9 protein-coding genes are annotated in these 13,413 nt (G+C 67.6%); 3 read left to right on the top strand and 6 right to left on the bottom strand.

Features of this window, described 5'->3' with window-relative positions:
* Positions 1 to 13 precede the first annotated feature (13 nt).
* The 4 genes from U858_RS0126480 to U858_RS0126465 all read right to left on the bottom strand — a co-directional run bounded on the left by U858_RS0126480 (position 14) and on the right by U858_RS0126465 (position 3,637).
* Complete coding sequence (locus U858_RS0126480; protein WP_232786610.1) at positions 14 to 976, bottom strand: DUF4434 domain-containing protein; 963 nt, start codon at positions 974 to 976, stop codon at positions 14 to 16.
* A 46-nt stretch (positions 977 to 1,022) separates the two neighbouring features.
* Positions 1,023 to 1,436 (bottom strand): YidB family protein, encoded by a 414-nt coding sequence (locus tag U858_RS0126475; RefSeq protein WP_025140141.1) that lies wholly within the window; start codon positions 1,434 to 1,436, stop codon positions 1,023 to 1,025.
* Positions 1,437 to 1,547: 111 nt separating this feature from the next.
* Positions 1,548 to 2,747: a lytic murein transglycosylase gene (locus tag U858_RS0126470; RefSeq protein WP_025140140.1), complete on the bottom strand. Its 1,200-nt coding sequence runs from the start codon at positions 2,745 to 2,747 to the stop codon at positions 1,548 to 1,550.
* 53 nt (positions 2,748 to 2,800) lie between these two features.
* A complete protein-coding gene (locus U858_RS0126465) occupies positions 2,801 to 3,637 on the bottom strand; it encodes a ferritin-like domain-containing protein (protein ID WP_025140139.1) in 837 nt (278 codons plus the stop codon).
* Between the two features lie 87 nt (positions 3,638 to 3,724).
* Here U858_RS0126465 and U858_RS0126460 point away from each other — a divergent pair, with 87 nt between their 5' ends.
* Complete coding sequence (locus U858_RS0126460; RefSeq protein ID WP_025140138.1) at positions 3,725 to 4,870, top strand: GNAT family N-acetyltransferase; 1,146 nt, start codon at positions 3,725 to 3,727, stop codon at positions 4,868 to 4,870.
* Positions 4,871 to 4,889: 19 nt separating this feature from the next.
* Here the strand turns inward: U858_RS0126460 and U858_RS0126455 are convergent, their stop codons facing one another.
* Both U858_RS0126455 and U858_RS0126450 read right to left on the bottom strand, forming a co-directional pair.
* The gene (locus U858_RS0126455; protein ID WP_025140137.1) at positions 4,890 to 5,360 is read right to left on the bottom strand and encodes a DUF1854 domain-containing protein; all 471 of its coding nucleotides are present in this window, start codon (positions 5,358 to 5,360) and stop codon (positions 4,890 to 4,892) included.
* 21 nt (positions 5,361 to 5,381) lie between these two features.
* Positions 5,382 to 7,667, bottom strand: coding sequence for an ABC transporter ATP-binding protein (locus U858_RS0126450; RefSeq protein WP_025140136.1), 2,286 nt, complete (start codon positions 7,665 to 7,667; stop codon positions 5,382 to 5,384).
* A 259-nt stretch (positions 7,668 to 7,926) separates the two neighbouring features.
* Here U858_RS0126450 and cphA (U858_RS0126445) point away from each other — a divergent pair, with 259 nt between their 5' ends.
* Positions 7,927 to 10,542 carry a cyanophycin synthetase gene (cphA, locus tag U858_RS0126445; protein ID WP_025140135.1) on the top strand — a complete coding sequence of 872 codons (2,616 nt, stop codon included), beginning with the start codon at positions 7,927 to 7,929 and terminating at the stop codon, positions 10,540 to 10,542.
* Positions 10,543 to 10,604: 62 nt separating this feature from the next.
* The gene (gene cphA, locus U858_RS0126440; protein ID WP_025140134.1) at positions 10,605 to 13,175 is read left to right on the top strand and encodes a cyanophycin synthetase; all 2,571 of its coding nucleotides are present in this window, start codon (positions 10,605 to 10,607) and stop codon (positions 13,173 to 13,175) included.
* The last annotated feature ends 238 nt before the right edge of the window (positions 13,176 to 13,413 follow it).

The following is a 13,413-nucleotide window of genomic DNA, read 5'->3' as shown; positions in this document are numbered from 1 at the left end:
GGCAGCGGCTGCGTCAGACGCGCGCCGCCATCCAGGCGCGCATCAGCGCGCGCGCCTCGGGCGTATCGCCGATAACCCAGGGGTCCACAGTAAAGGCCACCACGCGCTTGGCGCCGTAGCCGCGCGCCACCTGCCACTGCTGCTTGACCCGGTCGAAATCGGCCGAGCGCGCCTTGAAGGTGGTGCCGTCAGTACTGCCGGATGGCAGTTCCTCGAACAGTTCCATGACCAGGTCGAACGACGCCCGGCGCTTGAGCAGCATGTCGTGCAGGGGTTCCAGCGCCTGGTAGTTCGCCAGCCCCGCCACGCCCACGCCGTCCTGGATCATCGGATGGATGGCCACGTGGTCCAGCACTCGTGACCACAGCTGGGTCAACGAGCCATCGCCGCCCAGGCGGCTGAAATAGGTGGAGATGGTCGGCACGCGATAGCTGGAGGCCTGCGCGGCGCGCGCAAAGGCGTCCAGCCATGGCACCAGCAGCGCCTGGCGCTGCGGGCGCGACCAGTTGTACTGCTCCAGTTCGTAAGGCAGGTACCAGCCGCGGAAATTGCGGCGCTTGGACCAGGCCGCGCTTTGCATGTAGGCCACGCCACGGTCGCGCGTGTGGTCCAGGTAGGCGGCCAGCGCGGCGTCGTCGGGCGAGGCCAGCATGTTCCACCAGCGCTGGTCGTAGGGCAGGCCCACATGCACGCCCAGGCCGCTGCGCTCGGCTTCGTCGAAGATCGCGTCCAGCATGGCCTTGGGCGCCATCCAGTCATCCGGCCGACCGCCTTCCAGGCCGGTCCATTGCAGGAAGATCTCGCGGCAGCCCAGCCGGCGGTAGGCGGCGATGCGGCGGCGCCAATCGTCGGCGGTCAGGTCCAGGTGGCTGAGCCAGAGCTGCAGGAAAGTGGCATTCAGCGAGATCGGCGGCGCGCAGGCCGCCAAGGGCGCAAGCGCGCCAAGCGCCAGCGCCTGCAACAGGCGCCGGCGCAACAGGGACCGGGGCAGCGGGCGCGTCAGGAGCGTGTCTCCTGGCGCATCAGCCGCGGTTGCCGAACAGGCCGGACAGCGATGCCAGCAGGTCGGTGGGATTGAAGCTCTGGCCCGGCTGGACCGCGCCGTCGGGCGTGGCCTTGTCGACCAGTTGCGGCAGCAGTGCGGACAGGGAACCGAGCACGGAGCCGGTGTCCTGGCCCGTCTTGGCCGCCAGTTCGTTCACCACGCCCGGGTCCAGCACGCGGCCAAGCTGGTCGGCGCTGACGGGCAGGTTCTGCCCCTTGCCGATCCACGAGGCGACGATTTCGCCCAGGCCACCCTGCTGGAAGCTGGCGATCAGGCCAGACAGGCCGCCGGGGTATTTGTTCAGTTGTTCGATCAGGGCCGGCAGCAACGAGGCCGAGCCCCCTTGCTGACCGCCGCCGGCCATCGAGGCCAAGGTATCCAAGAGACTCATCACCGTGCTCCAGAAAAGTCGGAAATCCAGTATAGGCCCAGGCCCGCGCAAATCTGGCCCTCGCCGCGGCCTGGATACCGATCTTTGCAAAACTTGTATTGGGCGGCCCGCTCAGCCCCCATTGCGCAGGGCGTTCAGCGCCTTCTGCCCGGCCCGGCCGTCCGCCGGCAGGCCCAGTTGGCGCTGCGCCGCCTGCAGCGCTTCGCGGGTACGGGTGCCGATCATGCCATCGGGTTCGCCCAGTTCATAGCCGCGAGCAATCAAGAGGCGTTGCAGTTCGCGCCGCTCGGCCCGCGACAAGCCGGGATCGTCGGTCGGCCAGGCCTGGACCAATGGCCCGCCCCCGCGCAGGCGGTCGGACAGGTGCGCAATGGCCAGCGCATAGCTTTCGGCCGCGTTGTAGGAATACAGCGCGTCGAAATTGCGGGTCACCAGGAAAGCCGGGCCCTTGGGGCCGGCCGGCAGCAGCAGTCCGACCGGCGTGTCGCCCGGCGGCAGCGGACGGCCGTCGGCGCGGGTCACGCCCTGGCCGACCCACGATGACAGCGCACGCTTGTTCTTGCGCCCGGCCCCGGCCGTGTTCAGGCCCGCAGGCAGCTTGACCTCGTAGCCCCAGTCCAGGCTGCTGTTCCAGCCGGCGCGCTTGAGGAAATTGGCGGTGGACGCCAGCGCATCCGGCACGCTGTCGATCAGGTCGCGGCGGCCATCGCCGTCGAAGTCCACGGCCAACCGCAGGTAGGTCGACGGCATGAATTGCGTCTGGCCGAACGCGCCCGCCCAGGAACCGGTCAACTTTTCCGGTGCGATGTGCTCGTCCTGCAGGATCTTGAGCGCGGCGTAGAACTCGCCACGAAAGTAAGCTTGGCGCCGGCCGAAGCACGACAGCGTGGACAGGGACGTGAGCAGCGGCCGTCCGCCCAGCGTGCGGCCATAGTTGCTTTCGACACCCCAGACCGCCGCGATGGTGGCCGAGTCCACGCCGAAACGGGCCGAGGCCCGGTCCAGTTCCGCGCGCCAGCGCTCGATGCCGGCGCGACCATCGGCCACGCGTTCGTCGTCGACCAGCGCCGCCATGTAGTCCCAGATCGGCGTCTTGAATTCGGGCTGCGCATCCAACAGGCCGATCACCGCCATGTCCGGGACCAGGCCCGCGGTATGCGTATCGAAGGTGGCGCCGGACACGCCCGCCTTGGCCGCGGGGGCGCGCAACTGCGCCAGGCACGAAGCAAAGGCATCGGCGGCCTGAGCGCCTTCGATGGGCAGGGCGAACGCGGCGACGGTCAGCGCAACGGCGGGGAAAAGCGTTTTCATCAGGGGGAAAGGCTCCGGGGATTGGGCGGTGTCGATCGCGATGGGCGGGCCGGTCAGCCGGCCTGCAACGCAGCCAGTTCGGCTTCGTCGAAGCCGGCGGCGCGGCGCGCGGCCAGGTTGAACGGGCCGCGCAGGCGTGGCGCGTCGTAGCGGGCGGCCAGCTCGGCATAGCAGGCCACCGGTTCTTTGCCCTGTTCGGCGCAAAGGCGCTTGTACCAGTCGTTGCCGATGGCGACATGGCCGATTTCGTCGCGCAGGATGATGTCGACGATGGCCGCGCTTGGCGCATCGCCTGCGCCCGCCAGCTTGTTGCGGATCAGCGGCGAGGCATCGAGGCCGCGCGCTTCCAGCGTGCGCGGCACCAGCGCCAGCCGCGCCAGCAGGTCGCCGCGCGTGCGCTCGGCCATGTCCCACAAGCCGTTGTGGGCCGGGAAATCGCCATAGGCGTAGCCCAGGCTGGCCAGCCGCTGGTTCAACAGGTCGAAATGGTAGGCCTCTTCGGTGGCCACGCGCAGCCAGTCGCGGTAGAACGCGTCGGGCATGTCGGCAAAGCGCCACAGGATATCCAGCGCCAGGTTTACCGCGTTGAATTCGATGTGCGCCAGCGCGTGCAGCAGCGCAGCGCGGCCTTCCAGCGTGGCCATGGAACGCTGCGGCACCTGAGCCGGCGGCACCAGCTCGGGCACGGCGGGCCGGCCGGGCAAGGCGGCGGGCGCCACGTACTGCCGCGCGGGGTCAAGCGGTGCGTCGGCGGCAATGGCGCGCACCCGCGCCAGCTTGTCCGCCCATTCGGTGGCGGCCAGCGCCTGCAACGCCTGGGCACGCAGGCACGCCGCGCCTGGCTGGTACGGACCTGTCCCGTCCGCGGGAAGGTTCGAATGGCTGTCCATGAGGGTTCCCGATACCGGGGCGGCTCGCAGCCGCCCGAAAAACAATGACAATGCGCCATGCGCTGACGAAGACTTTATCATTCGCCCATGGATTCACCGCTACGCCTGACCATCGAGACCGACCTGTCCCGCATCGACGCTCGTCAATGGGACGCCCTGGCCGGCGACCAGCCCTTTCTGCGCCATGCATTCCTGTGCGCCCTGCACGACACCGGCTGCGCTGCGCCGGACACCGGCTGGGCGCCGCATTTCCTGGCGCTGTGGCGCGATGGCCAATTGGCTGGCGCCGTGCCGCTCTACCTGAAATCACATTCACGCGGCGAGTACGTCTTCGACTATGCCTGGGCCGACGCCTTCCAGCGCCACGGCCTGCGCTACTACCCCAAGCTGCTGTCCGCGATTCCGTTCACGCCCGTCACGGGTCCGCGCCTGTTGGCGGCCAATGACGAGGACCGCGACACGCTCGTGCGCGGCCTGGTCGCGTTCGCCGAAGAAGTGCGGGTGTCGTCGCTGCATCTGCTGTTTCCCGCCGCGACCGATCTGCGCGCCCTGCGCGAGGCAGGTTTCATGGTCCGCGAAAGCGTGCAGTTTCACTGGACCAATGCGGGCTATGCCGATTTCGACGCCTTCCTGGCCACGATGAGCCACGACAAGCGCAAGAAGATCCGCCAGGACCGCAAGAAAGTCGCCCAGGCCGGACTGGAATTTCGCTGGCGGCACGGCGCGCAGATCCGCCCAGAAGACCTGGATTTCTTCTATCAGTGCTATTGCCACACCTACTTCAACCACGGCAATCCGCCCTACCTGAACCGTGAATTCTTCCAGCGCGCCTATCGCGAGCAACCCGACGCCTTCGTGCTGGTGATGGCAGAACGCGATGGCCAGCCTGTAGCCGCGGCGCTGAACCTGGTCGGCGGCGGCGTGCTGTACGGACGGTATTGGGGCGCGACGGAATACGTGCCGGGGCTGCATTTCGAGACCTGCTACCTGCAGGCCATCGCCTACTGCATCGTCCATGGCCTGACCCTCTTCGAAGGCGGCGCGCAAGGCGAACACAAGATGGCGCGCGGCCTGTTGCCCACGCCGACGTGGTCGGCGCACTGGGTCGCCGACCCGCGCTTTTCGGCCGCGATCCAGCAATTCCTGGATGAGGAAACCGCGGCGGTGGACGACTACCTGGGTGAACTGGAAGCGCACACGCCGTTCAAGCGGCGGGCGACGGACGGCGCCTGAACGAACGCGGCACGCGCAATCAGAGAAAGCGGTCCAGCAGCTTGCGGCTGTGCTTGTCCAGCGACGGCACGTCGCGTACCAGATAGAAGATGCCGTGGCTGTCGGCAATCAGCAGCGTGTGCTGGCTCAACCGACGGATGTCTTCTTCGCCGCGCAGCGTGAACGTGGTGGGCCCGCGATCGGTTTCCACCTTCCAGGTGCTGGGGGTGGCATAGGTGGACACGCTGGCCAGCTTGCGGATCTCGGGCATGAACTCGCGGCCCGCGAGTTCCTCTTCGATCAGCGCGCGCTCGGCGGGCGGCACATCGGCGAGGCGTTCGATCCAGACCAGTTCGTGGCCGTCGCCGGTCACCAGCGACAGGCCGCGATCGGCCTCGCTGATCGGAAAGGCGCGCACCGGGATGACGCCCTCGTGCGTTGCGCCGTCGGCGCCCTGGTACACCAAACGCCCGAACGCATTGCGTTGCAGCTGAAAAACGGGAAGCGTCATGACGGTTATCTCGATTCCGTGTCAGGCCACGGCGGCCATGTCGTCGCCGCCGGAAGCCTGCGCATCGGCTTCGGCCTGACGCGCCTGCGCCTGGTAGAGGCGGTAGTAGGCGCCTTCGCGCGCCATCAGTTCCTCGTGCGGACCTTGCTCGACGATCTGCCCGCGGTCCAGCACCACCAGCCGGTCGGCCTTGCGCAACGTGCTCAGGCGGTGGGCGATGGCAATCGTGGTACGGCCGCGCACCAGGTTGTCCAGCGCCTTCTGGATTTCCTTTTCGGTGGTGGTGTCGACCGACGAGGTCGCTTCGTCCAGGATGAGAATGCGCGGATCGATCAGCAACGCGCGGGCGATCGAGATACGCTGGCGCTCGCCGCCCGACAGCGCCTGGCCGCGTTCGCCCACCAGCGAATCGTAGCCATGCGGCAGGCGCAGGATGAACTCGTGGGCGTGCGCGGCGCGAGCGGCAGCGACGATTTCGTCGCGCGTTGCGTCGGGCTTGCCGTAAGCGATGTTCTCGGCGATGGTGCCAAAGAACAGGAAAGGCTCTTGCAGTACCAGGCCGATATTGCGGCGGTAGTCGGACACGCGCACCGAGCGGATATCCGCGCCGTCCACCAGGATGGCGCCCTCGGACACGTCGTAGAAACGGCAGATGAGGTTGATCAGCGTGCTCTTGCCCGAGCCGCTATGCCCCACCAGCCCGATCATTTCACCCGGGGCGATGGTCAGGTCCAGGCCGCGGATGACCTGGCGGTTGCCGTAGCGAAAGCCCACGTCGCGCAATTCGATGCGGCCGTTGATGTGCGGCAGCTTGGCCGGGTTCTGCGGTTCCGGCACGCTGGACACGTGGTCCAGGATGTCGAAGATGCGCTTGGCGCCGGCGGCGGCCTTCTGGGTCACCGACACGATGCGGCTCATGGAATCCAGGCGCGTATAGAAGCGCCCGATATACGCCAGGAATGCCGCCAGCACGCCCACCGTGATCTGCTTTTGCGACACCTGCCAGATGCCGAAGATCCAGACGACCAGCAGCCCGACTTCGGTCAGGAGCGTCACGGTCGGGGAAAACAGCGACCAGGTGGTGTTGACGCGATCGTTGACTTCCAGGTTGCGGTTGTTGGCTTCGCGAAAACGCGCCACTTCGCGCTTTTCCTGGGCAAAGGCCTTGACCACGCGGATACCGGGAATGGTGTCGGCCAGCACGTTGGTGATCTCGGACCAGATGCGGTCGACCTTTTCAAAGCCGTGGCGCAGGCGGTCGCGGACCGCGTGGATCATCCAGATGATGAACGGCAGCGGTACCAGGGTGACCAGGGCCAGCCACGGATTGATCGAGAACAGGATCACCGCGGTCATGATGATCATCAGGATGTCGTTCGCGAAATCCAGCAGGTGCAGCGACAGGAACACGCAGATGCGGTCGGTTTCGCTGCCGATGCGGGAAATCAGGTCGCCCGTGCGCTTGCCGCCGAAGTACTCCAGCGACAGCTGCTGCAGATGCTCGTAGGTTGTGGTGCGCAGGTCGGCGCCGATGCGCTCGCTGACCCAGGCCAGGATGTAGGTGCGGGCCCAGCCCAGCCCCCACGCCAGGAAGGCGGACCCCAGCAGCCCGCCCAGGTACAGGCGAACCTTGCCGTAGTCGATGGGCGCGCCGTTCTGGAACGGGATCAGCACGTCGTCCATCAGCGGCATGGTCAGGTACGGCGGCACCAGCGTGGCCGCGGTGCCCAACAGCGTCAGCAGGAAACCGGCCAGCAGCGGCAGGCGGTATGGGCGGGCAAAGCGCCACAGGCGCAGCAGCGCCCAGGTGGACGACGGCGCGGCCTGTTCCTGGTTGCAGGTCGGGCATTCCTCCTGCCCAGCCGGAATGGCGTTGTTGCAGATGGTGCACTGGCGCTCGGCGGCCTCGTCCGACGGCTGACCGGACAGGCGGATGGCCTGCTGCGCCTCGAACTGGCCCAGCAGCCGCAGCGCCGCCGGGTTGCGGGCCAGCGTGAAACGCCAGATGCCCAGGCGCGCGGTATCGTCGTGCAGCTCGAGCACGGCGGCGCCGGCATGGTCGGAAAGATTCAGGGACAGTTGGGGGCCGAAAGGCCAGGATTCCCAGCCGGTATCGGCGGAATTGCGGGCGATCAGGCGGCGGTCGGTCAGGACAAGCAGGCCGGGCTGGAACTTCAGGCGCTGGTCCAGGTCTATTTCAACCGAGGCCAGCAAGGTTTCGCCCTCCGCCAGTTCAGCGCGGATTTCGTCCCGCCAACGGGCAGGAAAGGCATCGGCTAGGCCGGAAAGCAGGTGTGGTTTTTTCATTAGAACGCATACCGGGCCAGGACTCTGCCCTACAAGGCGGCGACCGTTCCCAACACCAGGCTGAAAACGTGTCCCTTCCTTACAACACAACGAGTTCACGCCTTTGAAGGCGTCGTATAGTATCAGCCGATTTTTCTAATTAGGAATATCTGGGATCCCCCACTCGTTGGCATTATTCTTAAGGCGCAACCCCAATAAATTCGCGGTCTTGCATAGGGGCGTCCGCGCGTGCCAACCTGCTTCTCAAGTAAATTAAAACATGAAAAAGAAAGACATTGAATTTCTCGATGTCGTGGCTTTGCGCGGCCCGAACATTTGGACGTACCGTCCGGTCCTTGAAGCGTGGGTGGATATCGGCGAACTGGAGGACTACCCCTCCAACACGATCCCCGGCTTCTACGAGCGCCTGACCGAATGGCTGCCGACCCTGATCGAGCACCGCTGCAGCCCGGGCGTACGGGGCGGTTTTCTGGCCCGCCTGAAAGAAGGCACCTGGCCCGGCCACATTCTTGAACATGTCACGCTCGAACTGCAGAACCTGGCCGGCTTGCGCGGCGGTTTCGGCAAGGCCCGTGAAACCTCCACCCGCGGCGTCTACAAAGTCGTTGTCCGCGCCTGGCAGGAACAGGTCACCCGCACCGCCCTGAACGAAGCCCGCGACCTGGTCATGGCCGCCATCGAAGACCGCCCGTTCGACGTCGATGCCACCGTGACCCGCCTGCGCCGCCTGGTCGACCGCCATTGCCTGGGCCCCAGCACCGCCTGCATCGTCGATGCCGCCGATGACCGCGACATTCCCTACATCCGCCTGTTCGAGGGCAACCTCGTGCAATTCGGCTATGGCGCCCGCCAACGCCGTATCTGGACGGCCGAAACCGACCGTACCAGCGCCATCGCCGAAGGCATCTCGCGCGACAAGGACCTGACCAAGGAACTGCTCTCGACCTGCGGCGTGCCCGTCCCTGAAGGCCGTCTGGTCGACAGCGAAGACGACGCCTGGTCGGCCGCCGAAGACATCGGCCTGCCCGTCGTGGTCAAGCCTTATGACGGCAACCACGGCCGCGGCGTGTTCACCAACCTGACCACCCGCGAAGACGTCGTATCGGCCTACCGCGTGGCGGTGGACGAAGGCAGCGGCGTCATCGTCGAACGCTTCGTGCTGGGCAACGAGCACCGCCTGCTGGTGGTGGGCAACCGCATGGTGGCCGCCGCCGCCGGCGAGCCGGCCTGGGTCACCGGCGACGGCAAGTCCACCCTGACCGACCTGATCGACACCCAGATCAATACCGACCCGCGCCGCGGCCGCACCGAGAACCATCCGCTGAATCCGGTGCGCCTGGATTCGGCCGCGCGGCTGGAAATCGCCCGCCAGGGCCTGACCGAAGACAGCGTGCCGGCCGACGGCCAGCGCGTGCTGGTGCAGCGCAGCGGCAACGTCGCCTTCGACGTGACCGATCGCGTGCACCCCAGCATCGCCGCCACCGTCACCCTGGCCGCCCGCATCGTGGGCCTGGACATCGCCGGGGTCGACCTGGTCGCCGAAGACATCTCGCGCCCGCTGGACGAACAGCGCGGCGCCATCGTCGAAGTCAACGCCGGCCCCGGCCTGCTGATGCACCTGAAGCCGGCCGACGGCACGCCGCGCCCGGTGGGCCGCGCCATCGTCGACCACCTGTTCCCGGAAGGCGACGCGGGCCGTATCCCCATCGTCGGCGTCACCGGCACCAACGGCAAGACCGTCGTGGCGCGCCTGGTGGCCCGCCTGCTGCACCTGTCGGGCAAGCGCACCGGCCTGGCCTGCAGCGAAGGCCTCTACCTTGACCGCCGCCTGGTGCAAAAGGGCGACCGCGCCGATTTCGCCTCGGGCACGCGCCTCTTGATGAACCGCAACGTGGATGCCGCCGTCATCGAAAACGACAGCGGCGTGATCCTTGGCCAGGGCCTGGCCTACGACCGCTGCCAGGTCGGCGTGGTCACCAACATCGACGACGCCGATCACCTGGGCGACTTCGACATCAACGAAACGGAACGCATGTTCAATGTGTTCCGCACGCAGGTCGACGTGGTGCTGCCCACCGGCACCGCCGTGCTCAACGCGCGTGATCCGCGCGTGGTCGAAATGGCCGAGCTGTGCGACGGCGCCGTGATCTTCTTCGGCATCGACCCCGCCCTGCCCGCCATTGCCGCCCACCTGCAGCAGGACGGCCGCGCGGTCTACGTGCGTGACGGCGCCATCGTGCTGGCGCAAGGCGCCCGCGAAGAACGCCTGGCCGCAGTCGCCGCCATTCCCCTGACCCACGGCGGCCGCGTGGCCTTCCAGGTCGAAAACGTGCTGGCGGCGGTGGGCACCGCCTGGGCGCTGGATATCCCCGTGGAACTCATCCGCGCGGGCATCGAGACCTTCGACATCGACCAGGCCGATGCGCCCTGGCAATTCACCCTGTTCGAGCGCAACGGCAGCACCGTGGTGGTGGACGACGTGCACAACGCGTCCGCGCTGCGTCCACTGATCGCGGCCATCGACCAGTTCCCGTCGACCACGCGCGCCGCCGTCTATTCGGCCGGCGCCGACCGCCGCGACGCGGACCTGATCGAACAAGGCCGCCTGCTGGGCGACGCCTTTGACCGCGTGGTGCTCTACGACGACGCCACGGTCGCCAGCAAGCGCCCGGCCGGCCAGGCGCGCGCATTGCTGCGCCGGGGCCTGGAACAAGGCAGCCGCGTCAAGCAGATCCTGGACGAACCCGACCACGGCCGGGCCATCGAAAGCCAGCTGGACGGCATCGCCGCAGGCGACTTCGTCCTGCTGCAATCCGACGAGGCGTTCTCCGGCCCCACCATCGATCTCGTGCGTCGCTGGATCCAGCAACACTGACATCACTGTGCGCGCCCCGGCCCCGGCCGCGGGCGCGCGTAAGCTAGACAGGAATACCTGCCATGGAAGTTTCCCGTATCCGAGCACTGCGCGGCCCCAATCTGTGGAGCAAGAACACCGCGATCGAGGCCATCGTTTCCTGCGCCGACGCCGAATGCTCCATCGATAACCTGCCCGACTTCGAAGCCCGCCTGCGCGCCCGGCTGCCGCAGACCGGCCTGCTGCGCCCCGAAGGCCATCAAGGCGCCGTGTCGATTGCCCACGTGCTGCAGATCGTCGCGCTGACGCTGCAGGCCTACGCCGGCTGCCCCGTCACGTTCGGCCGCACCTCGTCCACCATCGAACCCGGCGTGTTCCAGGTCGTGGTGGAATACAGCGAAGAAGAAGTCGGCCTGCTGGCGATGGACCTGGCGCAAGCGCTGGTGCACGCCGCGCTGAACGACACCCCGTTCGACCTGGCCGACGCCTTGAAGCGCCTGCGCGAACTGGACGAAGACGTGCGCCTGGGCCCCAGCACCGGCTCCATCGTCAACGCCGCCACTGCCCGCAACATTCCCTATCGCCGCCTGACCCAGGGCAGCATGGTGCAGTTCGGCTGGGGCAGCAAGCAACGCCGCATCCAGGCCGCCGAAACCGACCTGACCAGCGCCATTTCCGAATCGATCGCGCAAGACAAAGACCTGACCAAGATGCTGCTGGACGCCGCCGGCGTGCCGGTGCCGCTGGGCCGCTCGGTCACCACCGCCGAAGACGCCTGGGCGGCCGCCCAGGAGCTGGACGGCCCCGTGGTGGTCAAGCCGCGCGACGGCAGCCAGGGCCGCGGCGTGGCCGTCAACATCGAAACGCGTGAACGCGTGATCCAGGCCTTCGAAGTCGCCGAGGAAATCAGCTCCGAAGTCATCGTCGAACGCTACATTCCCGGCCACGACTTCCGCCTGCTGGTGGTGGGCGGCGCGCTGGTGGCAGCCTCGCGCCGCGATCCGCCCCAGGTCACGGGCGATGGCGTGCAGACCATCCGCCAACTGGTGAACCAGGTCAACGCCGACCCCTTGCGCGGCGACGGCCACGCGACCTCGCTGACCAAGATCCGCTTTGACGACATCGCGCTGGCCACGCTGAAAAAGCAGGGCTTCGACGCCGACTCGGTGCCGCCCCCCGGCACCCTGATCTTCCTGCGCAACAACGCCAACCTCAGCACCGGCGGCTCGGCCACCGACGTCACCGACGAAGTGCATCCCGAAATGGCGGCGCGCGCGGTATCCGCGGCGCGCATGATCGGCCTGGACATCTGCGGCGTGGACGTCGTAGCGGAAAGCGTGCACTACCCGCTCGAAGAGCAGCACGGTGGCGTGGTCGAAGTGAATGCGGCCCCCGGCCTGCGCATGCACCTGAACCCCTCGTTCGGCAAGGGCCGCGCGGTGGGCGAAGCCATCATCGCCAACATGTACGCGGACGGCGACGACGGCCGCATTCCGGTGGTGGCCGTGGCCGGCACCAACGGCAAGACCACCACCGTGCGCCTGACCGCGCACATCCTGGGCGTGGCCGGCAACCGCGTCGGCATGACCAATTCCGACGGCGTCTACGTCGACAACCTGCGTATCGACACCGGCGACTGCAGCGGCCCGCGCAGCGCCCGCAGCGTGCTGATGCACCCGGACGTCGATGCTGCCGTGTTCGAAACGGCGCGCGGCGGCATCCTGCGCGAAGGCCTGGCATTCGACCGCTGCAACGTGTCCATCGTCACCAACATCGGCATGGGCGACCACCTGGGGCTGGGCTACATCAGCACCGTCGAAGACCTGGCCGTAGTCAAGCGCGTGATCGTGCAGCACGTGCATCCCAGCGGCACGGCCGTGCTGAACGCGGCCGATCCCATCGTGGCCGACATGGCCGCCAGCTGCCCCGGGTCGATCACCTACTTCGCCGAAGACCGCAACCACCCCATCATGGCGACGCACCGCGCCCAGGGCCTGCGCGTGGTCTACCGTGATGGCGATGCCATCGTGGCGGCGCAAGGCAGCGAGGAAACCCGCTTCCCGCTGGCCGAGATTCCGCTGACCCGCAACGGCACCATCACGTTCCAGGTCGAGAACACCATGGCCTCGGTTGCGGCCGCCTGGGCGCTGAACCTGGACTGGGCCATCATTCGCCGTGGCCTGGCCACCTTCGTCAACGACGCGCAGACCGCTCCTGGCCGCTTCAACGTGTTCGACTATCGCGGTGCCACCGTGATCGCCGACTACGGCCACAATCCCGACGCCATCCTGGCGCTGGTGCGCGCGGTCGATGCCATGCCGGCGAAACGCCGCTCGGTGGTGATCAGCGGCGCCGGCGACCGCCGCGACGAAGACATCCGCATGCAGACCGAGATCCTGGGCGCCGCCTTCGACGACGTGCTGCTCTACCAGGACCAATGCCAACGCGGCCGCGAGGACGGCGAGGTGCTGGCCCTGTTGCAACAGGGCCTGGTTGGCGCCAGCCGTACCCGCCACATCGAAGAGATCCACGGCGAGTTCCTGGCGATCGACACGGCGCTGGCCCGTCTGGGCGCGGGCGACCTGTGCCTGATCCTGGTGGACCAGGTCGAAGAGGCGCTGGACCACATCGCCCGCCGCATCAAGGAAGCCTGACCGGCAGCCGTGCGCCGCCGGCAATGGCGGCGCAAGCAGACCAACGGGGCGCCCATGGGCGCCCCGTTCTCTTTGGCCTGGCCGTGCGCCGGATCGCCGCGCGACAGATACCGCGCTAGCTGACGGCCCGGATGGAGGGCGCCTCGGCCTGATACCGGTCCGTGACATGCGTGCACCCCAGCGCCGCCATCGCGGTCAGCGCCAATAAGACCGCGCGGCAGAATCGTTGCGTCATGTG

Origin of the sequence: Achromobacter sp. DH1f (assembly GCF_000633435.1) — a bacterium.
GTDB classification, from domain to species: Bacteria; Pseudomonadota; Gammaproteobacteria; order Burkholderiales; family Burkholderiaceae_B; genus Achromobacter; species Achromobacter deleyi.
The sequence above is the reverse complement of the archived record's forward strand: the minus strand, read 5'-3'. Positions and strand labels throughout refer to the sequence as shown.

Bases quoted from the DNA above. Each gene is read 5' to 3' on its own strand.
- cphA (WP_025140135.1), top strand. From the start codon at position 7,927: ATGAAAAAGAAAGACATTGAATTTCTCGATGTCGTGGCTTTGCGCGGC.
- U858_RS0126460 (WP_025140138.1), top strand. From the start codon at position 3,725: ATGGATTCACCGCTACGCCTGACCATCGAGACCGACCTGTCCCGCATC.
- cphA (WP_025140134.1), top strand. From the start codon at position 10,605: ATGGAAGTTTCCCGTATCCGAGCACTGCGCGGCCCCAATCTGTGGAGC.
- U858_RS0126455 (WP_025140137.1), bottom strand. From the start codon at position 5,360: ATGACGCTTCCCGTTTTTCAGCTGCAACGCAATGCGTTCGGGCGTTTG.
- U858_RS0126450 (WP_025140136.1), bottom strand. From the start codon at position 7,667: ATGAAAAAACCACACCTGCTTTCCGGCCTAGCCGATGCCTTTCCTGCC.
- U858_RS0126475 (WP_025140141.1), bottom strand. From the start codon at position 1,436: ATGAGTCTCTTGGATACCTTGGCCTCGATGGCCGGCGGCGGTCAGCAA.
- U858_RS0126465 (WP_025140139.1), bottom strand. From the start codon at position 3,637: ATGGACAGCCATTCGAACCTTCCCGCGGACGGGACAGGTCCGTACCAG.
- U858_RS0126470 (WP_025140140.1), bottom strand. From the start codon at position 2,747: ATGAAAACGCTTTTCCCCGCCGTTGCGCTGACCGTCGCCGCGTTCGCC.